This is a genomic window from Hyphomonadaceae bacterium ML37 (genome assembly GCA_027627685.1).
Lineage (GTDB): Bacteria > Pseudomonadota > Alphaproteobacteria > Caulobacterales > Maricaulaceae > Oceanicaulis.
This window is the reverse complement of record CP091241.1, coordinates 2,835,830-2,862,047: the sequence shown is the minus strand read 5'-3', so window position 1 is coordinate 2,862,047 and position 26,218 is coordinate 2,835,830. Positions and strand designations below refer to the sequence as shown.

24 protein-coding genes are annotated in these 26,218 nt (G+C 67.8%); 8 read left to right on the top strand and 16 right to left on the bottom strand.

The window, feature by feature from the left end; genetic code table 11:
• Positions 1–32 precede the first annotated feature (32 nt).
• On the bottom strand, positions 33–929 hold the full coding sequence (locus L2D01_14120; GenBank protein WBQ10007.1) for a hypothetical protein: 897 nt from the start codon (positions 927–929) through the stop codon (positions 33–35).
• Positions 930–1,147: 218 nt separating this feature from the next.
• Between L2D01_14120 and L2D01_14115 the strand changes: the two genes are divergently transcribed.
• The 3 genes from L2D01_14115 to L2D01_14105 all read left to right on the top strand — a co-directional run bounded on the left by L2D01_14115 (position 1,148) and on the right by L2D01_14105 (position 4,757).
• Positions 1,148–2,068 (top strand): calcium/sodium antiporter, encoded by a 921-nt coding sequence (locus L2D01_14115; protein ID WBQ10006.1) that lies wholly within the window; start codon positions 1,148–1,150, stop codon positions 2,066–2,068.
• Positions 2,069–2,179: 111 nt separating this feature from the next.
• On the top strand, positions 2,180–3,547 hold the full coding sequence (locus tag L2D01_14110; GenBank protein WBQ10005.1) for a DUF1800 domain-containing protein: 1,368 nt from the start codon (positions 2,180–2,182) through the stop codon (positions 3,545–3,547).
• A gap of 22 nt (positions 3,548–3,569) precedes the next feature.
• Positions 3,570–4,757 carry a DUF1501 domain-containing protein gene (locus L2D01_14105; GenBank protein WBQ10004.1) on the top strand — a complete coding sequence of 396 codons (1,188 nt, stop codon included), beginning with the start codon at positions 3,570–3,572 and terminating at the stop codon, positions 4,755–4,757.
• 13 nt (positions 4,758–4,770) lie between these two features.
• Here L2D01_14105 and rpoN read toward each other — a convergent pair whose 3' ends face one another.
• The 5 genes from rpoN to L2D01_14080 all read right to left on the bottom strand — a co-directional run bounded on the left by rpoN (position 4,771) and on the right by L2D01_14080 (position 9,036).
• Complete coding sequence (gene rpoN, locus L2D01_14100; GenBank protein ID WBQ10003.1) at positions 4,771–6,228, bottom strand: RNA polymerase factor sigma-54; 1,458 nt, start codon at positions 6,226–6,228, stop codon at positions 4,771–4,773.
• Between the two features lie 59 nt (positions 6,229–6,287).
• Positions 6,288–7,055, bottom strand: a complete 768-nt coding sequence (gene lptB, locus L2D01_14095) for an LPS export ABC transporter ATP-binding protein (protein ID WBQ10002.1) — start codon at positions 7,053–7,055, stop codon at positions 6,288–6,290.
• Between the two features lie 85 nt (positions 7,056–7,140).
• Complete coding sequence (locus tag L2D01_14090) at positions 7,141–7,710, bottom strand: OstA family protein (protein ID WBQ10001.1); 570 nt, start codon at positions 7,708–7,710, stop codon at positions 7,141–7,143.
• Positions 7,707–8,384: a hypothetical protein gene (locus L2D01_14085; protein WBQ10000.1), complete on the bottom strand. Its 678-nt coding sequence runs from the start codon at positions 8,382–8,384 to the stop codon at positions 7,707–7,709. Before L2D01_14085 ends, L2D01_14090 begins: the two co-directional genes overlap by 4 nt.
• A 37-nt stretch (positions 8,385–8,421) precedes the next feature.
• Positions 8,422–9,036 (bottom strand): ribonuclease D, encoded by a 615-nt coding sequence (locus L2D01_14080; protein WBQ09999.1) that lies wholly within the window; start codon positions 9,034–9,036, stop codon positions 8,422–8,424.
• A gap of 206 nt (positions 9,037–9,242) precedes the next feature.
• Between L2D01_14080 and L2D01_14075 the strand changes: the two genes are divergently transcribed.
• On the top strand, positions 9,243–9,635 hold the full coding sequence (locus tag L2D01_14075) for an STAS/SEC14 domain-containing protein (protein ID WBQ09998.1): 393 nt from the start codon (positions 9,243–9,245) through the stop codon (positions 9,633–9,635).
• 14 nt (positions 9,636–9,649) lie between these two features.
• On the opposite strand, the gene L2D01_14070 is transcribed toward L2D01_14075, so the two are convergent.
• Positions 9,650–10,360, bottom strand: coding sequence for an FkbM family methyltransferase (locus L2D01_14070; protein WBQ09997.1), 711 nt, complete (start codon positions 10,358–10,360; stop codon positions 9,650–9,652).
• A 142-nt stretch (positions 10,361–10,502) separates the two neighbouring features.
• On the opposite strand from L2D01_14070, the gene L2D01_14065 reads away from it, so the two are divergent.
• On the top strand, positions 10,503–11,150 hold the full coding sequence (locus L2D01_14065) for a hypothetical protein (GenBank protein WBQ09996.1): 648 nt from the start codon (positions 10,503–10,505) through the stop codon (positions 11,148–11,150).
• Between the two features lie 7 nt (positions 11,151–11,157).
• Here the strand turns inward: L2D01_14065 and lptD are convergent, their stop codons facing one another.
• The 4 genes from lptD to rdgB all read right to left on the bottom strand — a co-directional run bounded on the left by lptD (position 11,158) and on the right by rdgB (position 16,065).
• A complete protein-coding gene (gene lptD / locus L2D01_14060) occupies positions 11,158–13,314 on the bottom strand; it encodes an LPS assembly protein LptD (GenBank protein WBQ09995.1) in 2,157 nt (718 codons plus the stop codon).
• Positions 13,315–13,407: 93 nt separating this feature from the next.
• Entirely contained in the window at positions 13,408–14,226 is an 819-nt protein-coding gene (locus L2D01_14055) for a YmdB family metallophosphoesterase (GenBank protein ID WBQ09994.1), read from the bottom strand.
• A gap of 88 nt (positions 14,227–14,314) precedes the next feature.
• Entirely contained in the window at positions 14,315–15,463 is a 1,149-nt protein-coding gene (gene hemW, locus L2D01_14050; protein WBQ09993.1) for a radical SAM family heme chaperone HemW, read from the bottom strand.
• Positions 15,460–16,065: an RdgB/HAM1 family non-canonical purine NTP pyrophosphatase gene (rdgB, locus tag L2D01_14045; protein ID WBQ09992.1), complete on the bottom strand. Its 606-nt coding sequence runs from the start codon at positions 16,063–16,065 to the stop codon at positions 15,460–15,462. The genes hemW and rdgB overlap by 4 nt, the downstream gene beginning before the upstream one ends.
• Positions 16,066–16,517: 452 nt before the next feature.
• Here rdgB and L2D01_14040 point away from each other — a divergent pair, with 452 nt between their 5' ends.
• A complete protein-coding gene (locus L2D01_14040; protein WBQ09991.1) occupies positions 16,518–17,072 on the top strand; it encodes a DUF2975 domain-containing protein in 555 nt (184 codons plus the stop codon).
• An 18-nt stretch (positions 17,073–17,090) separates the two neighbouring features.
• A complete protein-coding gene (locus L2D01_14035; GenBank protein ID WBQ09990.1) occupies positions 17,091–17,330 on the top strand; it encodes a helix-turn-helix transcriptional regulator in 240 nt (79 codons plus the stop codon).
• A gap of 3 nt (positions 17,331–17,333) precedes the next feature.
• Here the strand turns inward: L2D01_14035 and L2D01_14030 are convergent, their stop codons facing one another.
• Entirely contained in the window at positions 17,334–17,999 is a 666-nt protein-coding gene (locus L2D01_14030) for a hypothetical protein (protein WBQ09989.1), read from the bottom strand.
• A 346-nt stretch (positions 18,000–18,345) separates the two neighbouring features.
• Entirely contained in the window at positions 18,346–20,283 is a 1,938-nt protein-coding gene (gene acs / locus L2D01_14025; protein ID WBQ09988.1) for an acetate--CoA ligase, read from the bottom strand.
• 125 nt (positions 20,284–20,408) lie between these two features.
• Here acs and L2D01_14020 point away from each other — a divergent pair, with 125 nt between their 5' ends.
• On the top strand, positions 20,409–20,936 hold the full coding sequence (locus tag L2D01_14020) for a hypothetical protein (protein WBQ09987.1): 528 nt from the start codon (positions 20,409–20,411) through the stop codon (positions 20,934–20,936).
• A gap of 6 nt (positions 20,937–20,942) precedes the next feature.
• On the opposite strand, the gene L2D01_14015 is transcribed toward L2D01_14020, so the two are convergent.
• The 3 genes from L2D01_14015 to L2D01_14005 all read right to left on the bottom strand — a co-directional run bounded on the left by L2D01_14015 (position 20,943) and on the right by L2D01_14005 (position 26,160).
• On the bottom strand, positions 20,943–23,132 hold the full coding sequence (locus L2D01_14015) for a prolyl oligopeptidase family serine peptidase (GenBank protein WBQ09986.1): 2,190 nt from the start codon (positions 23,130–23,132) through the stop codon (positions 20,943–20,945).
• A 162-nt stretch (positions 23,133–23,294) separates the two neighbouring features.
• Entirely contained in the window at positions 23,295–23,963 is a 669-nt protein-coding gene (locus L2D01_14010; GenBank protein WBQ09985.1) for a thioredoxin family protein, read from the bottom strand.
• 31 nt (positions 23,964–23,994) lie between these two features.
• A complete protein-coding gene (locus L2D01_14005) occupies positions 23,995–26,160 on the bottom strand; it encodes a thioredoxin family protein (protein ID WBQ09984.1) in 2,166 nt (721 codons plus the stop codon).
• Positions 26,161–26,218 lie beyond the last annotated feature (58 nt).

The following is a 26,218-nucleotide window of genomic DNA, read 5'->3' as shown; positions in this document are numbered from 1 at the left end:
AGGGCGCGTCAATGCGCGAGGCTCAGGCGCGCTCAGGTGCGCCAGCGCAAAGTGGCCGCACGCACCGGGTTCTCAAAGGCCCGGCCCTCGGCCCGCGCGCCAGCCCATTCAGCCTTCATCCGGCGGTACCAGATGAACAGCTGGTCGCCGTCACGGATCAGCATTTCACGCAAACGCCAGGGCGCGGCGCGCTGGCGCAGCGTCATGATATGCACGTCCTGCTGCAGGAAACCGCGGGTGAAGGGCCGCACGAAGGGGCTGACCAGGCTCAGCATCGGCGATCGCCAGTAGAAAATCTGCCGGATGCGCGTGGAATGGGCGTCCACCGGCGTCAGCGTGGTCAGGCCGAGTACTTTATTGGATGTGTTGGAAATCCATTCGCTGCGCAGGGCGGGCAGCTGGAAGCCGATCTCCACCTGCACCCCGCCGCCAATCACCTTGTAGGCGGCGGAATTCTTGGGCTCGTGGGCCAGCATGGTGAAGCCCAAGGGGCTGGGCACATAATCCTTGGCCTTCTCGCGCAGGGTCCGGCTGGAGCGCCAGAGCGGGCTGGCGTGCACATAGGGGCCATGGGCGGGATCGAGCAGGCCGTAGACCGCATCGTCATAGGGGCCGGGGAGAAGCGCCTCCTCGACAAAGCGCACCTTGCCGCCCGGACCGTTGAACACGGGCGGGCCGCAGGGCGGCGCCTCGCCCTCGGGACCGGCCAGCCAGGCCCAGATCAGGCCTTCGCTTTCGCGCACGGCAATGGGATCGGAGCTGGCGTCGATGACCACGCCTTGGGCATCCCGTGTCAGGCGCAGCGTGCGGCCAAACACCGGCTCGGCATGCTCAGCCCCGGCGCGCACCTGGCGGGCGATGGCGGCGACATACCACAGGCCCTCGGGCGCGGCGGTGGAGGCGTCGGTCGGGGCGGCGGCGTCTGGCATGTCGGAACCCGGATCGCAAAGCGCGGCGACAGGCGCGCGCAAGGAAGGCCAAGCCTCCTAGCACGCCTTGCGTTGAAGCGGGAAGCGGGGCGGGGCGAAAGGGCGCGCACTCTCCGTGTTGCTCCGGCGGCTAAATTGATCGCGGCCCCCTTGCGTCGCGCCGTCAGGATACGCAGATTCACGATTGGGCGGAACTTGCCGCCTCGAGGTGTGCTCCCGTGGACTATATTTTTGTTGTGGGCGGCCTGATCGGGCTGTTTTTCGGGGGTGAGGCGCTGGTGCGCGGCAGTGTCGGCATTGCGCGCCGTCTGGCCATTCCGCCTTTGCTGATCGGGCTGACCGTGGTGGGCTTCGGCACGTCGATGCCCGAGATGATGGTGTCGGTCGGCGCCGCTTTGCGCGGCGTTCCCGACATCGCCATCGGCAATATCGTCGGCTCCAACATCGCCAATATCCTCTTGATCGTCGGCGTGTCCGCGCTGGTCTGGCCGATCAAGATCATGGGCGCGACCCTGCGCCGCGATACGCTGGTGATGATGGCCGCAGCGCTCATCCTGCTGCCCCTGTTCGCCCTGGGCGAGCTCGGGCGCGTGGCCGGCCTCGGCCTGGTGCTGGCGCTGTCGGGCTATCTGTATTGGGCCTATCGCCAGCCCGGTGAGGCGGTGAGCGAGGATACGGATGCGCCTGCGCCGCGCTCGGCCTTGATCTCGGCCCTTTGGGTGATCGCCGGTCTGATTGCGCTGGTGGTGGGCGCACGCTTCCTGGTGGACGGGTCGGTGTCCATTGCGCGCGGGTTCGGCATATCGGAGGCCTTTATCGGCCTCACCATCGTGGCGGTGGGCACGTCGCTGCCCGAGCTCGCCACCTCGCTGATCGCGGCCCTGCGCCGCCAGTCGGAAATCGCCATTGGCAATATCGTCGGGTCGAATATCTTCAACGTGCTGGGTATTCTGGGCGTCACCGCGCTGATTGCGCCGATCCCGGTGGCGCAGCGATTCCTCACGCTCGACCTGCCGGTGATGATCGCCGTGTCGCTGGTTCTGACCGTTCTGCTGCTCACCCGCAAGGTGATTGGGCGGGCCGCCGGCGTCCTGCTGCTGGCCGGATATGCAGTCTATATCTGGTCCGCGCAGGGCTGATCCCGGCGTCCTCAGGCGCGCGTGTGCTCAAAATTCCGCCGCCCTTGCGACGGAAAGGCGCGCGCAGGCGCGTACAGGATACCAAGGCGCACGGCCCGGAGAGGACTGATCATGAGCGCACGCGACGCCGCCATCGCCGTCAACCGCTTCGGTCTGGGCGCGCGCCCCGGGGACATCGGCACGGCCGCACGCGACCCGCACGCCTGGCTCGCCGCCCAGATCGATCCGTCGGTGATTGCAGGCCCAGCCCCCGGAATGACGGCCCGGGAAGGCCTGGTGTATCTGCAGACCGAATATCCCCGCTTCCGCGCGGAGATCGAGCGTGCGGGCGCCGATCCTGAAGAGATCCAGCGTCAGGTGCGTGAATTGCTGCGCGAGCCGCGCCTGGCCCATATCGCCTGGCGCACCGGCATCGCGGTGACCACCCCGGACGGCTTCGCCGAGCGCTGGGTGCGGTTCTGGTCCAATCATTTCTCGGTGTCGTCCAACACGCTGCCCATGGCGGTGGTCGCACCGACGCTGGAAGCCGAAGCGATCCGGCCCAATGCCTTCGGCCCGTTCGCCGATCTGTTGCGCGCTGCCGAGCTGCACCCGGCCATGCTGATCTATCTCGACCAGGCGCTGTCGCTGGGCCCGAACTCGATGGCCGGGCGCTTTCTGGACCGGGGCATCAATGAAAACCTGGCCCGCGAGATTCTCGAACTGCACACGCTGGGCGTGGCGGGCGGATATGGTCAGGGCGATGTGGAGGCGCTGGCGCGCATCCTGACAGGCTGGACCGTGGGCAGCCGCCGTTTGCGGTCGGACCCGGAGGATTATGGACGCGCCGTGTTCGACGTGCGCCTGCAGGAGCCGGGCGCCCACACGCTGCTGGGTCAAAGCTTCGGAGGGGAGGGGCCGCAGCGCGCCGGCGAGGCGCTCGAATTCATCGCCGCCCGGCCCCGGACGGCCCGCTTTCTCTCGGAAAAGCTCGCCCGGCATTTTCTGTCCGATGATCCGGCGCCCCGCGACATCGCCCATATCGAAGCGGCCTGGACGCGCAGCGGCGGCGATCTGGCGGCGGTGGCGCGCGCCGTGATCACGGCGCCGTCGGCGTTTGATCCGGCTTTGCTCAAGTTCAAGACGCCCGAAGAGTTCCTGATCTCGTCACTGCGCGCGGTGGGCGCGCCGGCGCCGAACCCGCGCCAGCTCTATGCCGGCTATGTGGCGCTGGGCCAGGCGCCGTTCTCCGCGCCCTCGCCGGCAGGCTGGCCCGATCAGGCCGAGGCCTGGGCCAGCCCGGACGCCGTGCTCAAACGGCTGGATTTCGCCACCGCCGTGGCCGCCCGCGTCGGCCGTAACGCCCGCCCGCGCGAGCGCGCTGTCGAGGTGCTGGGACCGAGCCTGAGCGACGCCACCGCACAGGCGATCGCGCGCGCCGAAACGCCCGAGCAGGGGCTGACCCTTTTACTGATGAGCCCGGAGTTTCAGCGCCGCTAGGCCGGCTGAGGAGAGTATTGTCATGACTGACATGTCCACCACCCGCCGCCGCCTGCTTGTGTCGGGCCTGGCTGGCGCAGGGCTCGTGCTGCCGGGCGCCGCCGCCGCGTTCGCCCAGGCGCCGCGCGCCGCCGGGCGCAAGCTGGTGGTGATTGTCCTGCGCGGCGCGCTGGACGGGCTCGCCGCCCTCGCCCCGGTCGCTGAGCGCCGCTATGGCGAACTGCGCGGCGATCTGGCTCTGGAGGGCGGCCTGCCTGCGCCGGGACCTTTCGTGTTTCACCCCGCGATGCCGACACTGGCCGGCCTGTTCGCGTCCGGTCAGGCGCTGGCCGCCCACGCCATCGCCACCGATTATCGCGAGCGCTCCCACTTTGACGGTCAGGACCGGCTGGAGGCGGCGACGCCCGCCATTCGCGACGGCTGGATGAACCGGGCGCTGACGCTGATGGGGCCGGACGCGCCGGGCGCGGTGGGGGTGGGTCAGTCCATGCCGCTCTTGCTGCGCGGGCCGGCGCCGGCTTCGACCTGGGCGCCGGCGGTGCTGCCGGGCGCCGATGACGACACGATCTCGCGGCTGATGGATTTGTACGCGCGCGACCCCATGCTCGGTCCCGCGCTGGCCCGGGCGCTGGAGACCGACGCCATCGCGTCGGGCATGACCAGCGAGTCCGCCATGGGCGGGCTGGGCGCGCGCGGCGCAGGGCCGCAGGCCTATGCGCTGATCGCGGAGGCGGCGGGCAATATCCTGACGGCGCCAGGCGGTCCGGATGCGGCGGTGATCAGCTTTGACGGCTGGGACACCCATGTGCGCCAGGGCGCACTCGAAGGCCAGCTGGCCAACCGGCTGGCCGGGCTGGACGCAGCCATCGCCGCCTTGCATGAGCGCTTGTCAGAAGCCTGGGACCGCTCTGCGATCCTAGTGGTGACCGAGTTTGGCCGCACCGTGCGCATCAATGGCGCCGGCGGCACGGATCACGGCACAGGCGGCGCGGCCCTCCTCATCGGCGGGGCGGTGCGCGGCGGGCGCATCATCGGCGAGTGGCCGGGGCTGGACCGCCTGTATGAGGACCGCGACCTGTATCCGGCCAATGATCTGCGCAGCCTGTTCAAGGGCGTGCTCGCCGGGCATTGGGGTCTGGACCGCACTGACCTGGAGCGCACGGTGTTCCCGGGCGCGGGCGCGCGGCCATTCGAAGGGCTGATCCTCTAGTCAGGCAAAGCGCCTAGCTGGCGCCCTTCATGATGCGGCGGCGCTGGACCGAGGAGGGGATGTTCATCGCCTCGCGGTATTTGGCGACGGTGCGCCGGGCGATATCCACGCCGTCCGCCAGCAGGCGTTCCACAATGGCGTCGTCGCTCATCACCTGATCGGCGGTTTCAGCATCGATCATCGCCTTGATCCGGAAGCGCACGGCCTCGGCCGAATAGGCTTCGCCGCCATCGGCGGACGCGATGGACGAGGTGAAGAAGTATTTCAGCTCGAACAGGCCGCGCGGCGTGGCGATGTATTTGTTCGAGGTGACGCGGCTCACCGTGCTCTCGTGCATGCCCACGGCGTCGGCCACGGTCTTGAGGTTCAGCGGGCGCAGCCAGGCCACGCCCTTGACCAGAAAGGCGTCCTGCTGGCGCACAATCTCGCTGGCGACCTTGAGGATGGTGCGCGCGCGCTGGTCGAGGCTTTTGACCAGCCATGACGCATTCTGGGCGCACTCGGTGATGAACTGCTTTTCCTGATCCGAGCGCGCGCCGCGGCTGATCTGGGCGGCGTAGCGGTTATTCATCAACACGCGCGGCAAGGTGTCGGTGTTGAGCTCCACGGCCCAGGTCCCGTCGGGGCGCTCGCGCACGGTCACGTCGGGCTCCACCGAGCGCGCGCCGTCGGCGCCAAAGCCCAGGCCCGGCTTGGGCGTTAGGCGTTTGAGCTCGGCGATCATGTCTTCCAGGTCTTCACCATCCACGCCGCAGGCCGCTTTCAGCGCCGCGTAATCGTGCTTGGCCAGCAAGGGCAGATTATCCACCAGCGCCGCCATGGCGGGGTCCAGCCGGTCGCGCTCTTTGAGTTGAAGCGCCAGGCATTCCTGCAGCGAGCGCGCCATCACGCCACACGGCTCGAACTGCTGGAGGCGGTCGAGCATGGCCTCGGTCTCGGAGCGCGTCACACCCAGGCGCTGGGCGGTCTCGTCCAGATCAGCCCGGAAATATCCGTCCTCGTCAGCCAGATCGATCAGATGGGCGGCGATCATGCGGTCGGATGCGGCCAGCACGAGGTCGGCCAGCTGGTCGTGCAGGTGCTCGCGCAGCGTCTTCTCGCGGGCGCTATTGGCCGCCGCGTCATAATCCTCGCCGTCGAACCGGCCGCCGCCGCCCGCGCCGGCGCGCGACCAGTCAATGGCGCCGCCGGCCGGCTCGGCGCCCGCCATATCGGCCTTGGAATCGGAGTACATCGCCTCGGTATCGGCGTCGATCGCCTCGGTGGCGCGTTCGGGCGTGTCGAAACTCAGCTCGGCGCCGGGCGCGGTGTCTGTGGCCTCGACCGGGTCGGCGCGCTCGTCGGCGGCGGCGTCTGTGCGCTCTTCGCGCTCAAGCAGGGGATTGCGCTCCAGCTCGGCCTCGACGAACTCGGCCAGCTCCATATTGTTCAGCTGCAGCAGCTTGATCGCCTGCTGCAACTGGGGCGTCATGACGAGGCCTTGCCCCTGACGCGCCTCGAGCCTGTGTCCGAGCCCCGCCATGTTTCCCCCTAGTTGAACTGCTCGCCGAGATAGTGACGGCGCACGCTCTCATCGCGCCGGACTTCCTCGGGCGTGCCTTCAAACAGCACTTCGCCGTCATAGATGATGGTCGCGCGATCGGTGATCTCGAGCGTTTCGCGCACATTATGGTCAGTGATCAGGATGCCGATGCCGCGCCCCTTGAGATAGGTGATCAGGTCGCGGATGTCGGAGATTGCCAGCGGATCGATCCCGGCGAAGGGTTCGTCCAGAAGGATGAAGCTCGGCTGGGCGGCCAGGGCGCGGGCAATCTCCACCCGGCGGCGCTCGCCTCCGGACAGGGCCACGGCCGGGCTTTTGCGCAGATGGCTGATATTGAGCTCTTCGAGCAGTTCGTCCACCAGCGCCTTGCGACGGGTGCGGTCAGGCTCGGCCAGTTCGGCCACTGCCGTGACATTGTCCTCCACCGACAGGCCGCGGAAGATCGAGGCTTCCTGCGGCAGATAGCCGATGCCCAGGCGTGCGCGCTGGTACATGGGCAGGTCGGTGATGTCGGCCCCGTCGAGCATGATGGTCCCGCTATCGGCCCGGATCAGGCCTGTGATCATATAAAAGCAGGTGGTCTTGCCCGCGCCGTTCGGACCCAACAGCCCCGCCACCTCTCCACGCTGGAGATCGAGCGAGACATTGCGGACAACCGCCCGCCGGCCATAGGCCTTGCCCAGCCCCCTGACCGAAAGCCCCGAACCGCTCGCGCCGGAGGCTTGCGCCTCCGCCTGCTTCGCCGTGTCCATCATGGTTAGCTCCAGCACGCCTAAGATTTGGTGAAGCCGCGCGCGGGCGCGGTGCGATCGGCATTGAATCGGGCGACGGAGGCGGGGATCAGCGTCCGTCCGGGAAGGGGCGCGGACCGTCTCCGGGGACGGCGGGAAGCGGGCAGCTCCCGGCGGCCTGTTCGGCCTCGGGCCCGGTGAAGAAGATCGAGCGCACCCGGCCGCCCTCGCCGCTGCTCAGCCGGGCGACCCCTCCGTCGATATCGGCCTCCAGCCGGTCGCCGGTGGAGACATTGCATCCCTGTGTCAGCACCACCGACCCGACAAGGGTGATGGTGCCGGCCTCCAGATCGTAAACGCCGCTATCGCCGCGCGCGACTTCGCCGGGGCGCACATAAAACACCTCGCCCGTCGCCACCACCCGGCGCAGTCCGCCCATGCCGCCGCCGGAGCGCCGGTCGAAGAAGGCCTCGACCCGGTCGGCGCGCAGGCGTTCATCGCCGCGGATCATGTTCACATCGCCCCAGTAGACGAGGCGTCCCTGGGGATCGAGCATCTCGCTGTTCTGCGCGCTGATATCGAGCGGCCCTGTCTGGCCGGGCGTTTGCGCCAGGGCGGCTGAGGCCGCGGCATGAGGGGCGGCGCAGAGGAGGGCGGCGCAGAGCAAAGGGCGGATCATGGTCTGGTCTCCTGATCATCTGACGGCCTGCCGTCAGGATAGATGCGGGTGCGCACATCGCCGCTGAGGATAACCCGGTTGGCGCCGTCTTGCACCTCGAACGAATCGGCGCGCACAGCGCCCCATGGCGCTTCGCCGGAAACGCCTTCCTCTCCGCTCACCGTGCCGTCGCGCAGGCTGATGCGCGCTGACGGCGCCTCGAACCGGTACCCGGCGGGCGTGGCGAACCGCACATCGGTGCGCAAGGTGAGCATCTGACCGGCCTCGTCGAACACGCCGCTTTCGGCCAAAGCCTGAGAGGCGTCGCGCAGACCCTCGATCCAGGCATAGTCCAGCGCCGGGCGCTCCAGATCGGTGAGCGGGGACACGCCGCCCAGACGGCGCACGGCGGCGTCGGCGGTGACCACGAAGGGCGTGCCGCCGCGGTCGCGGCCCGTGAAGCGCGGATTGGTGATGCGCTCGGCGTCGCCGGCCGGCGTGAAGGCGGGCTCGGCCGGGCCGGACGCGCCGGAGGTGAATATCTGAAACACGACATTGCCCGCCACCAGCACCATGGCGGCCAGCAGAACGGCGCGCAGAATCCGCACCCGCCCCGAACGCGCGCGCGCACTGGTCAGCGAGCGCGCACGGCGTTCCCCGATCAGGCTGTCGCGCGCAAGGGCGGCGGCGTTCATTCAGGTGTCTCCCGGCCGGGCTGGAGGGGCTGAGCCATCATGAATGGGAGAAAATGTCGATTTCAGGCCAGCCGCCGAGATCCAGACGCGCACGGGCAGGCAGGAAATCAAAGCAGGCCCGCGCCAGGTCGGTGCGTCCCTCGCGCTCCAGCATCGCGGAGAGACCGTCGCGCACCTGATGCAGGTAGAGAACGTCAGAGGCCGCGTATTCCAGCTGGGCGGCGCTGAGCTCCGGCGCGGCCCAGTCAGAGCTCTGCTGCTGCTTGGACAGTTCGATGCCGGCGATCTCGCGCACCACGTCCTTCAGCCCGTGACGGTCTGTATAGGTGCGCGTGAGTTTCGAGGCGATCTTGGTGCAGAACACCGGCCCGGTCTCCACGCCCAGATCACGCAGCAGCATGGCGACGTCAAACCGGGCGAAGTGGAAGATTTTCTCCACGCTGCGGTCGGCGAGCAGGGACTTCAGGTTCGGGCAGTCTTCGCCGGAGCGCGTCAGCTGGACAATGTGGGCGTCGCCATCACCGGCCGAAAGCTGGACCAGGCAGACGCGGTCACGCGTCAACGACAGGCCCTGGGTTTCGGTATCCACCGCCACGCGCGGGCCGAATTCGAGCCCGTCCGGCAGATCGCCCCGGTGAAAGTGAATCGCCATGTCTTCGCCTGTACGCGCTTGTGTGATAGGATGTCGTCATGGGTATCGGACCTTCCGTCCGGCGCGTCAATGCACACGCTGGTGCAAGGCGGACTTGCGCGCGCGGAGTTGCTGATCGGGCCCGTTATGGGCCATGGCAAGGTTATAGGATGCGGGGATCCCAGCCCCGGCGTCCGTGACGTCACACGCCGACCGGGCAGGCCCAGATGCTGAAATTCCGTCTTTCGCGCCAGGACAAGGCCGCTATCGACATCCGCTTCGAACCGGATGTCGGGCTGATCAGCTTTCTGTGTGAAGGCGTGGTGACCCAGGACGACCTCAAGCAGGCCCAGGCCGAGGCCGACCGCCTGGCCGATGGCCGCAGCGTGCGGGCCATGATGATCGATGCGCGAAACTCCTCGCCCGGCTACCCGCCAGGACAGCTGGTCGAGCCGATGTCGGCGGTGCTGGAGGAGCTCAGGATCAGGCGCTGCGCCTTTGTCAGCGTGCGCGGCCGCGACGAGATTCTCGATGTGATCGAGACCGTGACCTTTCCGTATGCGGTGCGGGTGCGCGCATTCGACAGCGATGTCGAGGCGCGGGCCTGGCTCCTGAGCTGACTGAAGCGTCGCGTTCAGCCGAACAGCGACCAGTTGCCCTTGCGGAAGGTCTGGTAGAGATCGGGGTCGGCCTCGCCGTCAATGCGCGCGAAGTGCTCGCGGTGCAGGTCCTCGCGCAGGAACACGGCGTCGCATTGCCACAGAGCGCCATCATAATAGCACGGCTCGGCCAGGTCGAAGAGGCGGAAGCCCGCATCGCGCACCGCGGCCGCGCGCTCGGGCAGCGTGTCCACAGTGCATTCGATGATCACCACCGAGCAGCGCGGCAGGGTTTCGCGCGCGCCGGCGAGCACCTTCATCTCATGGCCGTCAATATCGATCTTGAGCAGGAAAGGTTCAGGCAGATCACGTCCGGCCAGAAACCCGTCCAGGGTGATCGCCTTGACCGTCCGCACCGCGCCGCCGCGCTGGGCGCCGCCTGACACCATGCCGGCATGGGTCAGCGCGCCGGTGTCGGGGCGGGTGTGAATCTCCAGCTCGACCTCGCCTTCGGCGTCACTCACGGCGGCAATGACGATCTGGTGGGCGAGGGTGCGGTAGGTGGCGGCGATGGCGCCGTGCAGCTCGGACACCGGCTCGAACAGGATGTGAGGCGCGTCAGGGTAGGCGCGAATGAGCTCCGGCGTGCCGTTCAGGGCGCCGACATCCAGGACGCAGCCCACCGGCACGCCGCGGCCGACCAGCATGGCCAGGGCCTCCTGCTTCAACGGCGCGCGGCGCGGCATGGCAAAATCCTCTGCGTTTGAAATTCGGGCGCATACAACGCCGTGCTGCACCTGCGCGCAAGGCGGAATCTGCGCCTTGCGCATCCCGGCGCCGGCGTCCTATCGATGTACGGGCGCGCAGCGGCACAGACAGGCAGGCCCCATGGCCGTGATCAGCTTCCAGCACCGGTTCGTCTTCATCAAGACGCAGAAGACCGCCGGAACCAGCATCGAGATCGATCTGGCCCGGCGCCTGGGCCCCGACGCCATCGTCACACCGGTGAAGCCGGCGGTTGAGGGGCATGAGCCGCGCCATCATGTGAACGGCGAACGCACATTGTCCGCGCACGCCAGCGCAAGCGAGATCAGCGACTTCATCGGCGCGGACGCGTTCGCAGGCATGGCCGTGATCTGCGTCGAGCGCGAGCCGGTGGACAAATGCCTCAGTCATTTTCACATGAAGCGCAACTCGTCCTACCACAACCCGGACGGGGCTTATCAGCGTGACTGGGCGGCTTATTGCGAGGCGGGCGCCTTCCCGGTCGACACGGCGCGCTACGCCACGCGTGACCGTCAGACCGGGCGCTGGCGCCGCCGCGCCGATCATGTGATCGCGTATGAGCGCCTTGACCAGGACCTGCCCGCTCTGCTGGGCGCGCTGGGCCTGGCCGGGTTCGGTCTGACCGCGCGCGCCAAGGCCGATTACCGCACGCCTGTCCTGGCCCGGCCCGAAGAGGTCACTGCGCAACAACGCCAGCGTATATATGACGCCTTCGCCGACTGCCGGGCTTTGACGGGATTGTATCTGTAGGCGCCGGTCAGCGCCCGTCGACCCCGCCCAGCGTGAACAGGACCAGCTCGAACCGGATGGATTCGCTCGGTTCAAGATTGCTGATGCGCTCGTTTTCGCGCTGGTAATAGATGCGCATCAGCGTGCATTCATCCCGGTACATGAAGCCGGCCTGGATGCGCCGGGCTTCTCCGGCATCCAGATCCTGGAGCTGGCGGTAGAAGCCTGACCAGCGATCGGTGATCTCGACCTGACCAGCCGTGCTGAGCTCGCGCAGGGCCGAGCCTCCGGCTTGCGCGGCGACATCGGTGTAGCGCGCCGACAGGCTGGCGCGCCACAGCTGCACCGAGCCATTGGCGTCGAGCCGGTTGGTGGCGCCGGTGTCGCCATCAAGGCGCGCGCGCGCGCCCAGGGTCAGCCAGTCATAATCGAGCTGGCCTTCGGCGACCCAGTCGGACGCGTCTTCGGCTACGCCCGACGCGGCGGGGAAGCGGTCATCGCCCGACAGGCGGTAGCTGCGCCCGGCGAACAGCTCCAGTCCGCGCGGGCCGCCCGCCTCATTGAAGGAGGCCGACAGGCCCAGATCGGCGCGCGCGCCGTCTTCCCAAAAGTCAAATCCCGGCGAGCGCACCGGCGCGAACAGGAAAGAGCGGTCCAGATCGAGGGTCTGGCTGTCGAAATTGGGCGGCGCATTGCCGGTTCCGGCTTCTGTGGAGGCGATGGCGGCCAGGCGCGGCGCCAGGATCACGTCCACCCGCTCGCCGGGCCGCAGGAAAGGCCAGCTCACGTCCAGCCCCGCCGCGCCGAGCCAGCGCGCGGTGTCGAAACGGCCGGTCTCGACGCCCGCAACATCGCGCTGGGTGATGTCGAATACGTCCGCGCGCGCCACGGCGAAGGGTTCGGCGCGCACCCCGCCGGGCAGGATCATCGCGCGGCTCCACTCCGCGCCGGCGCTGGCGCGGTGATAGTCATCGCCCAGCTCGCGCGTCAGGCTGAGCGCGTGGAACGACAGGTCCGCCACCCCCGCCCCGCCCGGCAGGGCCAGCTGGTAGTGGCCGCGCACCTGCGGCGCCGCCAGCGGCAGGCGGTCGTCGTCAAACGTCTCGCTGAGCTGGTTGAAGTGGAAGGCGGCCGCGTCGGCATACCAGGCCGGTCCGCGTCCCGCCGTCCAGACCTGACTGATCAGCGTGCGCCGGGGCGCTGTGAACAGGCTCTGATAACCCTCGGCGTCTTCCGAATAGCCATAGCGGCGCAGAAACAGATCGCCGCCGGTCACAGCCTGGGCGCCGAAGCCCCAGCGCCAGTGGCGGGAGATGTCGAACTCGCCCGTCGCAAACAGATGCCCGCGCAGTTCGCGGTCGCCGAACGGCCCATCGCGGTCAAACTCGCGCTCGTACGTGGCCGATGTCTGCACGCGCAGTTCGCCGGACCAGAACCGCCTGCGCCAGTCCAGCTCCAGCAGCGGATTGACTTCGGTCATCACCCGCGGGGCGATGGTCAGGTCCTGGTATGGGCTGATGGCCCAGAAATACGGCTGCTGCCACGAAAAGCCGAGCCGGTTGGAGATATCGATCCGCGGCGCCAGAAAGCCCGACTTGCGCCCCACGCTGGGATCGGCGTGGGCGAAGGCGGGCGAGTACAAGACCGGCACGCCGCGCACTTCCAGGCGCACATTGCGGTACCGGATCATGTCGTTGTCGACGTCCTGGATCACCTGATCGGCGCGCAGCCGCCAGGTCGGCTCGCGAGAACCGTCCTCGCACAGATCACAGGCCGTGTAGTAAGCATCGTTGAGCTCGACCCCGCCATCGGCGCGGCGCAGGGCCAGCGCGGCGGCGGTGCGCCCGTTATTTTCCAGCAAGGTGGCGAAGCCGCGCGCGAAGCCCTCGCGCATCTCATCGTCCAGCTCGACATAATCGGCCAGCTGGGCGGGGCGTCCGGGCTCGTGGATCTCGACAGAACCGGTGGCGATGATGCGCCCCAGAGCCGGGTCATAGGTGATCTCGTCGGCCAGCACGACACGCTCGTCCGAGCGCATGCGCACGGCGCCGCGGGCGATGTAGAGCCCGCGCGCCCGGTCCTCGATCAGCTCGGCGGCGTCCAGATAGGTGCGGTCAGCCTCGCTCTGGCGGGCTTCGGCGAGTCCGGCTGTCAGCGCTGCAGCAGCGCAACTGAGTGCGAGCAAAGACCGTCTCACCGCAGACCTCGATCCCGACCAGCGCCCCGGCGCCAAGCCCTCTGGGTGTACCGGATGAAATGCGGCCCGTCCACGGCCTGCTCAGGCTTCGGGCACAGCCCGGCTCAGACGCCCTCCGACACGCAGCGGTTCGCAGCGCACGGCCAGCCCCGTGCGCGGATCGGTTTCGACGAAGACGCCGCTGATCGTCGCCTCGCCGCTGGCGGCGGTGAAGCGCGTGGAGCGCATATGGGTGACGAAGCGCGCCACCGGCTCGGTCTTCTCCATGCCGATCACCGAATCATAATCGCCGCACATGCCCGCATCGGTCATGTAGGCGGTGCCTTCATTGAGGATCATGTGGTCGGCGGTAGGCACATGGGTGTGGGTGCCCACCACCAGGCTCGCCCGGCCGTCGCAATAATGGCCCAGCGCCATTTTCTCCGACGTGGCTTCGCCATGCATGTCCACGATGATCGCGTCGGCGACCTGGCCCAGCGGGCAGGCGGCAAGCTGGCGGTCCACCGCCGCGAAGGGGTCGTCCAGCGGCTGCATGAACAGGCGCAGGAGCACGTTCATCACCAGCACCTGGCGCCCATCGGGCAGGGTGTAGAGCGAGCAGCCCCGGCCCGGCGCGGCGCCTTCGGGATAATTCACCGGGCGCAACAGGCGCGGTTCGCGCTCGATATAGGTGAGGGCTTCCGACTGGTCCCAGGAATGATTGCCCAGGGTGAGCACATCGGCGCCGGCGTCATAGAGCTCGATGGCGGTGCGCTCGGTGATGCCGAAACCGCCCGCGGCGTTTTCCGCGTTCACCACCACGAAATCGAGCTTGAGCTGCTTGCGCAGGCCGGGCAGGTGCGCCGTCAGGCCGTCCCGGCCCGCCTTGCCCACCACATCGCCAAAAAACGCCAGCCGCATGCCGGATGATCCCTGTTCTCAAGTCTGCGTCGATGCGCGATATAGCGCATGCACCCGCCTGCGGCCACGCAAGGGCTCAGGGGGGATATCAGGGGGCGAGGCCGCTGGCGACCGCGTCGGCAAAGATGCGCCCGGCGGGCGTCAGGATGAGGCGCGCGCCATCACGGCGCACCTGACCGCGCGACAGGGCCAGCGCCAGACCCTCAGCATCCACCTCAAAGCCGGTAAGCGCCTTGAGGGCGTCCAGATCGAGCCCCTCCTCCACCAGACGCATGCCCATCAGCACCCGCTCCACCGCTTCGTCGCGGGCGTTCAGCGCTTCGATCTCATGGGCGGCGCCGGTTGCCACGCGAGCGATATAGTCGGCGGGTTTGCGCGCCGCTTCCGTGGCGAGGCGTCCGCCGGAGGCATGGGCGCCCAGACGCCCATGGCCGCCCGGACCGATGGCGATCCAGTCCGCGCCCTCCCAGTAGAGCCGGTTATGCACCGAGTGATCCGCGCGGGTGCGGGCGTGATTGGAAATCTCGTAGGCCGGCAGGCCGGCGGCTTCGGTGAGCTCTTGCGTCAGCGCATACATGTCCGCCGCATCGTCATCGCCGGGCGGGGTGAGGCGGCCACGCTCGGCCTGACGGGCGAACGCCGTGCCCGGCTCGATGGTCAGCTGGTAGAGCGAGAGATGACTGAGCCCCATGGCCAGAGCCCGAGACAGCTCAGCTGCCCAGTCATCCGGGCTCTGGCCCTCGCGGGCATAGATGAGGTCGATGGAGAGGCGGTCAAACAGCGCCTGCGCCGTTTCCAGCGCATGCAGCGCGCCAGCAGCGTCATGATCACGGCCGAGGCGGGCGAGGCTTGCGTCGTCAAGCGCCTGCACGCCCAGCGACAGCCGGTTGATCCCGGCGCCGGCGAGCCCGGCGAAGGATGCGGCCTCTTTGGGATTGGCTTCCAGCCCGATCTCGGCGCCCGGCGCGATGCCCCACAGCGCATCGGCGCGCGCCAGCACGGCCTCGATCTGGGCGGGCGTCATCAGCGAGGGCGTGCCGCCGCCGAAATGCACGCTGGCCAGCACGCGTGGTCCGGTGCGTTCGCGCCAGTTATCCAGATCGGCGAGCAGCGCGTCCGTTAGCGCGCCGCTATCCGCGCCCGCCGCCTTGTAAACGTTGAAATCGCAATAGGGGCAGATGCGCGCGCAATAGGGCCAGTGGATATAGAGGCCCAGCCGGACGGGCGATGCGCTCATGCGCCGAACACATCGTCAGTCATGGCCGCGAAGGCGCGGGCGCGGTGGCTGAGCGCGCGCTTGGCGCTCGCGTCCATCTCGGCGAAAGTTCGGTCATGGCCCTCGGGCAAGAAGATCGGATCATAGCCGAACCCGTGTTCGCCGCGCGGCGGGAAGGTCAGCGTGCCGCGCACCTCGCCCTCATAGAGCCGCGTCTCGCCATCGGGATGGGCCAGAGCCAGCACGCAGATGAAGCGGGCCGTATGATCGTGTGCGCCCTTCGCCTCCAGCTCTGCGCGCACGCGCTCCATCGCAGCGGTGAAATCCTTGCCTGGCCCGGCCCAGCGGGCGGAGTAGACGCCCGGCGCGCCGCCCAGCGCATCCACCGCCAAGCCGGAATCATCGGCCAGCGACACCCGGCCCGAGGCGCGCGCAGCCGCCTCGGCTTTCAGCCGCGCATTGCCGGAAAAGCTGGTTTCAGTCTCTTCGGGCTCGGGCAAACCAAGCGCCCCGGCGCCGATAACGGTCAGGCCGTGAGGCGTCAGAAGTGCATCCAACTCTTTGATTTTCCCCGGGTTATGGCTCGCCAGCACCCAGGAATCCGTCCGTGTGAAGACATTCATGCATAACCGTCCTGCTGAAAGCTCATATCGCCTTTCGGAAAATTAATATCGAATTTCGATATATTTTTGTTGCCAAGCGATGCGGAGTGTCCTAGATGTGTTCTCGAGGCGAGCGGGAACGCCCACCTCATAAAGCCGACAGCCCGGCGGAACAATGACCGGGCGAGGCAAAAAGTTGGTCGACACGTAACACAAGGAGAGTATGAGATGGTCAGGACCACCAACACCGCAGGACACGCCGCAATCGCCATGGTTATCAATCTGGTTCTGGTGGCGGGCGTCTTCGCCGGTATGGCCGCCGCGATCGCACCGCTGGTCGCGTAAGGTAATGGCGACGGCTGACGGCCGGAAGCTCTGAGATGAACCGCGCCTCCCCGGCGGATTTCGATCAGACGCTTTCCGGCCACAGCCCGTTCGTCGCCCGGGTTTGACGAGGAAGAGGGGAGGACAGCATGAGAACGCTAGGCGCCGGGTCGCTGGCCTCCATCCTGAAGGTGCTGCTCGATATCGGCTATTTCGTGCTGCTGGCCGTGCTCGGCCTGGCCAGCCTGATCATCGTCCTCATCGTTTTCAGCGGCATTTATGGCCTGCTCGGCTTCGGGCCGGAGCTGCCGGGGCTTCTGCGCCAGTTGCTGGCGCGCGACTTTGTGGTGGCCCTGCCCATGGCGATCGCCGCCTGGGCTGCGCTGACCTTTATCGTTCACCGCCTGCGCCTGATTTTCGCGACCCTGCGCGCGGGCGATCCCTTTGTGCCGGAAAATGCCGGCCATTTGCGGGCCATCGCCATCGGCATCGCGGTGTATCAGCTGCTGCATTACGCCGCGCACGGCGTGCTGGCGCTGGTGATCACGCTGCTGGGCCGGTCGCCGGTGGAAAGCGGCGCGCGGGTGATCCCTGATTTCAGCCTCAATCTGGCGGCCTGGTTCTCGGTGCTGGCGATCCTTGTCCTTGCGGAAGTGTTCCGCGAGGGTGCTCGCCTGCGCGACGAACAGAAGCTGACGATCTAGGGGAGCGGGGACAGAGCCATGCCCATCCGCGTCACCCTTGACCGTATGCTGCTGGAGCGGCGCATGTCGCTGACAGAGCTGTGCGACCGGGTGGGCATCACCATGGCCAATCTGTCGATCCTGAAAACCGGCAAGGCCAAGGCGGTGCGCTTCTCCACGCTGGAGGCGCTGTGCCGGGAGCTGAATTGCCAGCCGAGCGACCTCCTCGTCTACGATCCCCACGGCGATCCTGACGAGGATGATGACGCGGACGATTGAGGCTTACTCCGTGCAGAACATCAATATCCCGCAGAACACCGCCGGGATGCTCAGCATGGCCAGCACCACCAGCACGCCAACCCCGAACAGCCAGACCATAGCGATCAGCGCCAGCGCCGCGTTGAGCATCACCCAAGGGCCGGCGCGGTGCGGGTCCTGCGCAATTTCCCTCAACATGTGACCCAGAAAAGGCACGGCCAGCAGGAGACGCCCCAGCTGGCGCGGCGGCATCAGCAAAAGTGCGGCCGGACGGGTGAGCCAGTGGCCCATGGGCCGGCCGCTCTGGGCCGCGGCGATCACGCCGGCCATCGCCAGACCGGCCAGCGCCACACCGGCCACCGAAGCGGCGCCTTCGCCCGTCCGGACGATCCACCAGGCCGATGCGATGGTGAGCACGAGGGTCAGCGGCGCCATCGCCTGGCTGATCCGGCGCGCAGGCCCCCAGACGGGCGCGGTCTCTCCGGACCGCCCCGACATGGAGTTGGCCACAAAGGCGAGCCCCGCCATGCTGTGGTACACGACCAGCGGCAGCGACACGATCAGCAATGCCGTGGTCAGCGGCGCATCGGTGATGCCCGATTGCGGACCCGGCATGACCGTGGACAGCCCCGCCCAGATCACAAACGGGGTGAGCAGGAATATCCCGAACACATAGGGAAGATATCGCATGGCTGCGCTCGCTTAGGGCTTCGTGGCTTCAAGAGGCGCGCCGGTATCGCGGCCAAATCGGGCGCCCGCAAGGCAAACCGGTGCGGCCAGAAAGCGCTTACCGGTTGTGGGGTTGTTGGCGGGCCGGTCTACGCTAATCGCCGTATTCTTCGACCCGCGCCCAGGTAGTAAGTTCATGACGCTACGCCAAACCTGTCGACAGCGGCGCGTGGTTTGGGCGGGTCAGCTGGTCTTGCGGGAGCACACGCCCGCAAGATGTCAGCCGCCCAAGGCGGGAGGCCCGACCCCTCAAGCGGCCTCCCGCTGCCCGCCGGTCACTGGAAAGCCACCGGCCTGCGCCCCACCGCTACCCCTTCCGCCCCGCAATCAGGCTGTCAACTACGCCGGGATCGGCCAGGGTGGACACATCGCCCAGCGCGCCGGTTTCGCCTTCCGCGATTTTCCTGAGGATCCGGCGCATGATTTTGCCTGACCGGGTCTTGGGCAGGCCGGGGGCGAACTGGATCACGTCGGGGCTCGCCACCGGGCCGATCTCCTTGCGCACCTGGTCTTTGAGGGCGGTTTCCAGCGCGTCATCCGGCTCACGCCCGGCGGTCAGGGTGACATAGCAATAAATGCCCTGGCCCTTGATATCGTGGGGATAGCCGACCACGGCGGCCTCGGCGACCGCCTCATGGGCGACCAGCGCGCTTTCGATCTCGGCCGTGCCCAGCCGGTGGCCGGAGACGTTGAGCACATCATCCACCCGGCCAGTGATCCACCAGTACCCGTCCGCGTCGCGCCGGGCGCCGTCGCCGGTGAAATAGGTTCCCGGATAGGCGGTGAAATACGTGTCGATGAAGCGCTGATGGTCGCCATAGACCGTGCGCGCCTGGCCCGGCCAGGAACCCAACAGGACCAGATTGCCCTGCGCCTCGCCCTCGTCGGGCAGGCGCTGGCCCTCCGCGTCCATCAGGGCTGGCCGGACGCCGAACATGGGAAAGCTCGCCGAGCCGGGTTTCAGGGCGTGTGCGCCGGGCAAAGGCGTGATCAGGTGCCCGCCGGTCTCGGTCTGCCACCATGTGTCCACCACCGGGCAGCGGCCTTCGCCGCACACGGCGTGATACCAGCGCCAGGCCTCGGGATTGATCGGCTCGCCCACACTGCCCAGAAGCCGCAGCGAGGACCGGTCATGGGCGCGCACCGGCTCATCGCCGAAGCGCATCAGGGCCCTTATGGCGGTTGGGGCGGTGTAGAGGACCGTGACCCTGTGCTTGGCCACCACCTCCCAGATCCGGTCCGGGCCGGGCCAGGTGGGCACGCCTTCGAACATCAGCGAGGTGGCCCCATTGGAGAGCGGCCCGTAGACGATATAGCTGTGCCCCGTCACCCAGCCCACATCGGCGGTGCACCAGAACACATCGTCCTCGCGATGGTCGAACGTGTAGTCATGGGTCATGGAGGCCCAGACCATGTACCCACCGGTGGTGTGCATGACCCCCTTGGGCTTTCCCGTGGACCCCGACGTGTACAGGATGAAGAGCGGGTCCTCGGCGTTCATGGGCTCGGGGTCGCAGTGCGCGTCCACCTCCAGCGCGCGCTCATCGTGCCAGTGGTCGCGCCCCTCCACCCAGCCAACATCGGCCCCGGTATGACGCACGCACAGCACGGCCTTCACGCCCGGCGCCTGGGCGAGCGCTGCGTCCACATTGGCTTTCAGCGGCACCGGCTTGCCGCCGCGCACGCCTTCGTCGGCGGTGACTACGAATGTGCTCTCGCAGTCTCGGATGCGACCGGCGAGCGCCTCGGGCGAGAATCCGCCAAACACCACCGAATGGACCGCGCCGATGCGCGCGCACGCCAGCATGGCGTAGGCCGCTTCGGGGATCATCGGCATGTAGAGCGTGACCCGGTCGCCCTTCTTGACGCCCAGGCTTTTGAGCACATTGGCGAAGCGGCAAACATGGTTGAACAGCTGGGCGTAGGTGATGGCGTGATGGCGCGCGGGGTGGTCGCCCTCCCACAGCAAGGCCGGCTTGTTCGCCCGCTCCGGCAGGTGCCGGTCGACACAGTTCCAGCAGGCGTTCAGAACCCCGTCCGCGAACCAGCGGATGTGCAAATCGTCAGCGGCGAACGAGACGTCGGAGATCTGGGTGGGTTTCTCGATCCAGCCGATGCGCTCAATCTCCTCGCGCCAGAACCCGTCCGGGTCGGCGATGGAGCGCTGATATTTGTCCTGATAGAGCGCAGGCGTGATGCGCGCGCGCGCAAAGCTGGCGGGGACAGGGATCAAGGCGTCAGTCATCACTCGCTCCGGATTGGTTTGCTTGCCCTAGCTTGGCCCGGCGCGCGGGGCCGGTGCAAGCACGCGTCTGAGCGCTTGCCGGCAGTTGCGCGCCCCGCCATAATCGCGCAACACGGGAGGGGCGCATGCATATAATCCTGGCCATTCTGGGCGCACTGGCGACGGTGGGCGTTATCATCTGGCGCGTGCGCGTGGCCATGGAGGCGGCGCGCGAGCTGTCGGACCTGGCCGGTGAAGCCGCCAATCTGCCCCGCAAGATGCGCTTCCGCGCCAAGGCCCGCCGGGGCGGGTTTCAAACCATTGACGATCCGCGCGAGGCCGCAGCCGTGCTGCTTTACGGGGCGGGGGCCTGCGCCAATCCGCTGTCGCCGGAGGACAAGGCCGCCCTGTCGGCCGATCTGGCCGGGCTGTTGGAGATCAGCGCCGGTGACGCCGACGAACTCACCGCCCGCGCCGCCTGGCATGTGAACCAGTTGAATGATCCCATGAACGCCGTGAGCGCGATGACCGACCTCATCGTGCAGCGCGCCGGGCTCGAAGCGCTGACCAGCCTGATCCCCGTGCTTGACCGGGCCATCGACCGGTCCGGCCCGGGCACGCATGAACAGACGCTCTATCGCGACAAGATCCTGCGCCGCGCGGGCCTGCGCTGAGCGCCCCTACTCGATCGCCAACCCGGTGTGGAAGGCGATGAACGCCCATTTGTCGGCGGTTTCCTCGATCAGCTTGGACACTGGCGTGCCCGCGCCATGCCCCGCGCTGGTTTCGATTCGGATGAGGGTGGGCGCATCGCCCGTGTCCGCCGCCTGCAGGGCGGCGGCGAACTTGAACGAGTGGCCCGGCACGACCCGGTCATCGGTGTCGGCAGTGGTGATCAGGGTGGCCGGATAGCCCTCGCCCTCCGGGATGGTGTGCAGCGGCGAGTAGCCGTAGAGCACGTCGAACATGGACGGGTCCTGGGGGCTGCCATAATCCGACACCCAGAACCGTCCGGCGGTGAACTGATTAAAGCGCAGCATGTCCATCACGCCCACGCCCGGCAGGGCGGCGGCGAACAGGTCTGGGCGCTGGTTGGACACCGCGCCGACCAGCAGCCCGCCATTGGAGCGGCCCTCGATGGCGAGATGGTCCGGGCTGGTCCAGCCCATGTCGATCAGATGCTCGGCGGCGTTGATGAAGTCGTCAAAGACGTTCTGCTTCTCGGCCAGGCGTCCGCCATCATGCCAGTCGCGGCCGTACTCCGAGCCGCCGCGGATATTGGCCAGTGCGAAGACGCCGCCCATCTCCATCCATTGCAGGCGGCGCACGTCGAAGCCCGGGCGCATGGGAATTTTGAAGCCCCCATAGCCGAACAACAGCGTCGGGCGGGCGCCGTCCGGCGTCACATCGCGGTGGTGCACAATGAACATCGGCACGCGCACATCGCCGGTGGATTCGAAGAACACCTGTGAGACGACATAGTCGTCGGGATCAAACGTCAGCTCCGGCGCGCGGAAGACGGTGCTCTCGCCGGTCTCCACGTCATAGCGATAGAGCGCGCCCGGCTGGTTGAAGCTGGAGAAGCTGTAGAAGGTTTCAGCGCTGTCCGGCTTGCCGCTGAAGCCGGACGCCACGCCCAGGCCCGGCAACTCCACCTCGCGCACCCGCGCGCCGTCGAGATCATGGACTGTAACGGCGCTGGCCACGTCGCGCATGGTCTGAACGATCAGATGTCCGCCCACATGGCTGGCGCTGGTAATGGGGAAATCGCCTTCAGCGACGACGTCACGGCGCGCCGCCGGATCGGACAAATCCACGGCGACGATGCGCTGGTTGGGGGCGTTGAGATCAGTGCGGAAGAAGAAGGTCTCGCCCGCATTGCCCACATAGCTGTGGTTATTGGCGAAACCTTCAAAAATCTCGACCGGCTCGCCTTCTTCGGCTTCAAGATCCAGCACCCACACGCCATTGCCGTCGGTGCCCTGGCTGGAATTGATCACCAGATAGCGCCCGTCATCACTGACCGACCCGCGCCAGCTGGTTTCAGGCGCTTCGGGATCGGCGATAATCAGCCGGTCTTCGCTCTGATCAGTTCCCAGAGCGTGGAAATATATGGCCTGGTTCATGTTCAGAGAGGTGAATTCCTCCCCCGCCGCCGGCTCGGGATAGCGCGAATAGAAAAAGCCCGACCCGTCGCTGGCCCAGCTCAGCGGCGAGAACTTCACCCAGCGCACTTGGTCTTCCAGCTGCGCGCCGCTGTCCACGTCGATGACGCGGATGGTGCGCCAGTCCGAGCCGCCTTCCTGGATGAGATAGGCCACGCGTGAGCCGTCGGGCGACGCCACCGAACCGGCCAGCGCCGTGGTGCCGTCCTCCGACCAGGCATTGGGATCGATCAGCGCCTGCGCCTCACCATCAAGGCCATCCTGGACCATCAGCACGGACTGGTTCTGCAGCCCGTCATTGCGGGTGAAGAAATACCGGCCGCCGCGCTCTGTCGGCAGGCCGTAGCGCTCATAGTTCCACAGCTCGGACAAGCGCTCGGCAATACGCGCCCGGCCTGGGAGCGCCTCGAGATAGGCGTTGGTGACGTCCTGCTGGGCGCTCACCCAGCCGGCGACGTCATCGGAGACGCGCACATCGGCTTCCAGCCAGCGATAGGGATCGGCGATCACCACCTCGCCCAGCGACGCAGACTGGTATGTGTCGCGCTGATCGGTGGTGCGGGTTTCCGGATAGACCGGCGCTGAAGGGCCTTGCGCCGCTTCGGGCGCCGGGTCGCTGGCGGGGGCCTGGGGCTCGGGCGCGGGGTCCGGGCTGCAGGCGGCGAGCGCCAGCAAGGAAGCAAAGGTCACGAGAGCGGCGCGCATCGAACGTCTCCATCAGGCGGATTCATGAACAGGCGCGCAGACTAGGGCGCCGGTCCGGACCTGAAAAGCGGGGCGGCTGGCGCGGCGCAGCGTGCCCAAGAAAAAGCCCCGGCGCCGCATGGGCCGCCGGGGCTTGTTCGTCTGCTCGAGACAGTGCGAGACTTATGTGCCCTCGTACTTCACCGAGCAGCCATAGGGCTGGGTTTCCGGTGTGGAGACCGGCTCGCCGGCGGCCAGCTCGTCCAGCGCCTGGCTGACATAATTGCGCGCGCCGTTCAGCGAGGCGGGGTTGGCGCTGGGCTGGTCGTCGATGGCGCCGGCGTACTGGATGACGCCGTCGGCGTCGATGACGAACATGTGCGGCGTGGTGCGCGCCTCATAGGCGCGGCCGATATCGCCGCTTTCATCCAGAATGACATAGGTCGGGCTGGCGCCGCGCTCTTCATTGAGCTCCAGCGCGCGCTCCGGGCTGACATGGCCTTGCGTGCCGGGGAAGGAGGAGATGATCTGCAGCCAGACATGTCCTTCATCCGCCGCGCGGGTCTGGAGGTCGGCCATGGTGGTCCCGTGATTATAGTGCTTCACCACGAACGGGCAGTCATGATTGGTCCATTCCAGGATCACGGTCTGACCGGCGAAATCGGACAGCGAGACAGTCTCGCCCGCAGCGGTGGCGCCGGTGAAGGCCGGGGCCGGATTGGCCGGGAACGGCTCGGCTTTGGCCAGCCCCGTGAACGCGGCGATGGCGAGCGCCGAAGCGGTCAGCAGCGTGGCGCCGAGCATCATGTGGCGGCGGCTGACGCCGGCGGTTCTGGCGGCGGCTTTGATCATGCGGGTCTCCTGTCGAGGGCTTCGGTTGATCTCAGGGGCTCACGGCGCGGTCAACGGCGCGGGTGACGATGGTCCCGGTCAAAAGCGGCGGCAGTATGTCGGGCGCGCCGCCGCTCGCCGGGTACATCAGATAGAGCGGCACGCCCGCGGCGCCATGCTGCGCCAGCGTATCGGCGATGCGCCGGTCACGATTGGTGAAATCAGCGCGGAACAGCGCCACGTCATGGGTTGCGAAATGCTCGGTGACGCTCCGGTCCGACAGAGCCCCGGCCTTGTTGACCTGACAGGTGACGCACCAGGCGGCGGTGAAGTCGACAAAGACCGCGCGGCCCTCGCTGCGCGCCGCGTCCACGGCCTCGGGCGACCAGTCGGCCCAGCGGGCGTCGGCGCTGGAGGGCGCTTGAGACACCGTCGGCTGGGTCGCGGCGGTGTAGAGCAGGCCTGCGGTCAGCACGGCAGCGGCCGCCGCCGTGACCCGCGACAGCGTTCCGTGCAAGGAGAACGCCCAGGCGGTGAAGCCCGCGGCGAGCAGCATGATCAGCCCCCACAGGACGCCATTGGGCCCGGTTTGGGCGGCCAGCACCCAGACCAGCCAGATCGCCGCGCCAAACATGGGAAAGGCCAATACCTGGCGCAGCCGGACCATCCACGCGCCAGGCTTGGGCAGGAAGGCCAGCAAATGGGGATAGAAGGCCACGATCACAAACGGCAGGGCGAGACCAATCCCGAGGAAGGCGAACACCGCCAGCGCCACGTGGGGCGGCTGACCCAGCGCATAGGCGAGCGCTCCGGCCATGAAGGGAGCGATGCAGGGCGCGGCGACAAACACGGCCAGCACGCCGGTGAAAAAGGCCCCGCGGCGCCCGGAATCCCGCACGCCCGAGCCGACGGACTGAAGCGAGGTCCCGATCTCGAACACGCCCAGGAAATTGAGTCCGATCAGGAACATCAACAGCGCCAGACCCGCCACCACGCCGGACGACTGGAGCTGCATGCCCCATGCGGCATCTCCGCCCGCCGCGCGAACGGCCAGGAAGACCGCGCCCAGGGCCAGGAAGGTGAGGATCACGCCGGCGCCGAAGATCAGGCCCAGAAGACGTCCTTCGCCCCGTTCGATCCCACGCTTCTCCACCAGGGTCAGCGCCTTCATGGACAGGATCGGAAAAACGCACGGCATGAGATTTAGGATCAGCCCGCCGATCAGCGCGAACAGGGCTGCTTGCAAAAAGCCGATGCCGGATGAGGCCGGGGCGGCGCCCGCAGGGTCGGCGTCCGGTGCTGCGTCATTGATGGCGTCCGGCGTCCCGGAAACCGGCGCAGAGGGAGCCGGTGCGGCGGCGAGGTCCGAAACCTGAGCGCCCGGCGCGGCTTCAATTGTATAGGCCATGCGGACCGGTTCGCCGCCGTCCAGGCGATCAAACGTGATGACGCCGCCATAGGCTTCATCGACCGACTGCCGGGTCAGACGGCCCGGGCGCATGTCGATGCGCGCCTCGCCCGTTTCCAGCGCCACGCGCTGGGGTGCGGCGTGGTCGATGACGGACGGGTTGAAGGGGAAGAAGGCCAGGTTGCTGACGGCGTCCGCGCCGCCATCCAGCGGCGCGCCGGCAAGCGTCAGGATCAGGGAGTCCGGTCCGCGCATGAGCCCGGCTTCGATCGCGCCGGCCGGTTCCGGGGCGGCGTCGAAGGCGGCGGCGATCAGGTTCGCGCCGGCGCGATCCGGGCGGCTGGCGCCGACATCAATGATCAAGGTCAGCTGCGCGTCCTCGGGCACGCAGATATCCTCGCACACCAGCCAGCTGGCATAGGCGGGTATCTCGATCCGGCCGGGCGCCGCGTCAGCCGGGACGGTGACCGGCACGGGCAGGGTGACGGCGTTGGAGTAGCCGTAATTGGTCAGCGGCCCGAGCGGATAGGCTTTTGGCGCCGGCCAGACGATGTCCCCTGCGGTCCAGCCCTCTGGCAGGGTCAGGTCAATCTCGGTCGGCAGGCCGGAATCGCCGGGATTGCGCCAGTAGGTGTGCCAGCCCGGGGCAATGTCCTGATGCAGGGCGATATGGAAGGTCTCTCCCGGCGCCACCGAGACGCGGTCGGCGGTCAGGCGCGGATGCACCCACGGCCCGTCCGGGCTGAACTCCTGTGCCGACGCGGCGGCTGAGACCAGAAGCGCGGCGAGGGCGGCGAGCAAGCGGATCAAATCAGGCATCCTTCGGAACCGGGGCCGGGCGGGGCCGTCTGCAGACCCATGCATATAC

Excerpts from the sequence above, each read along its gene's own strand:
- L2D01_14120 (WBQ10007.1), bottom strand. The coding sequence starts at position 929 with ATGCCAGACGCCGCCGCCCCGACCGACGCCTCCACCGCCGCGCCCGAG.
- L2D01_14110 (WBQ10005.1), top strand. The coding sequence starts at position 2,180 with ATGAGCGCACGCGACGCCGCCATCGCCGTCAACCGCTTCGGTCTGGGC.
- L2D01_14105 (WBQ10004.1), top strand. The coding sequence starts at position 3,570 with ATGACTGACATGTCCACCACCCGCCGCCGCCTGCTTGTGTCGGGCCTG.
- rpoN (WBQ10003.1), bottom strand. The coding sequence starts at position 6,228 with ATGACGCCCCAGTTGCAGCAGGCGATCAAGCTGCTGCAGCTGAACAAT.
- lptB (WBQ10002.1), bottom strand. The coding sequence starts at position 7,055 with ATGATGGACACGGCGAAGCAGGCGGAGGCGCAAGCCTCCGGCGCGAGC.
- L2D01_14090 (WBQ10001.1), bottom strand. The coding sequence starts at position 7,710 with ATGATCCGCCCTTTGCTCTGCGCCGCCCTCCTCTGCGCCGCCCCTCAT.
- L2D01_14085 (WBQ10000.1), bottom strand. The coding sequence starts at position 8,384 with ATGAACGCCGCCGCCCTTGCGCGCGACAGCCTGATCGGGGAACGCCGT.
- L2D01_14080 (WBQ09999.1), bottom strand. The coding sequence starts at position 9,036 with ATGGCGATTCACTTTCACCGGGGCGATCTGCCGGACGGGCTCGAATTC.
- L2D01_14075 (WBQ09998.1), top strand. The coding sequence starts at position 9,243 with ATGCTGAAATTCCGTCTTTCGCGCCAGGACAAGGCCGCTATCGACATC.
- L2D01_14070 (WBQ09997.1), bottom strand. The coding sequence starts at position 10,360 with ATGCCGCGCCGCGCGCCGTTGAAGCAGGAGGCCCTGGCCATGCTGGTC.
- L2D01_14065 (WBQ09996.1), top strand. The coding sequence starts at position 10,503 with ATGGCCGTGATCAGCTTCCAGCACCGGTTCGTCTTCATCAAGACGCAG.
- L2D01_14055 (WBQ09994.1), bottom strand. The coding sequence starts at position 14,226 with ATGCGGCTGGCGTTTTTTGGCGATGTGGTGGGCAAGGCGGGCCGGGAC.
- hemW (WBQ09993.1), bottom strand. The coding sequence starts at position 15,463 with ATGAGCGCATCGCCCGTCCGGCTGGGCCTCTATATCCACTGGCCCTAT.
- rdgB (WBQ09992.1), bottom strand. The coding sequence starts at position 16,065 with ATGAATGTCTTCACACGGACGGATTCCTGGGTGCTGGCGAGCCATAAC.
- L2D01_14040 (WBQ09991.1), top strand. The coding sequence starts at position 16,518 with ATGAGAACGCTAGGCGCCGGGTCGCTGGCCTCCATCCTGAAGGTGCTG.
- L2D01_14035 (WBQ09990.1), top strand. The coding sequence starts at position 17,091 with ATGCCCATCCGCGTCACCCTTGACCGTATGCTGCTGGAGCGGCGCATG.
- L2D01_14030 (WBQ09989.1), bottom strand. The coding sequence starts at position 17,999 with ATGCGATATCTTCCCTATGTGTTCGGGATATTCCTGCTCACCCCGTTT.
- acs (WBQ09988.1), bottom strand. The coding sequence starts at position 20,283 with ATGACTGACGCCTTGATCCCTGTCCCCGCCAGCTTTGCGCGCGCGCGC.
- L2D01_14020 (WBQ09987.1), top strand. The coding sequence starts at position 20,409 with ATGCATATAATCCTGGCCATTCTGGGCGCACTGGCGACGGTGGGCGTT.
- L2D01_14015 (WBQ09986.1), bottom strand. The coding sequence starts at position 23,132 with ATGCGCGCCGCTCTCGTGACCTTTGCTTCCTTGCTGGCGCTCGCCGCC.
- L2D01_14010 (WBQ09985.1), bottom strand. The coding sequence starts at position 23,963 with ATGATCAAAGCCGCCGCCAGAACCGCCGGCGTCAGCCGCCGCCACATG.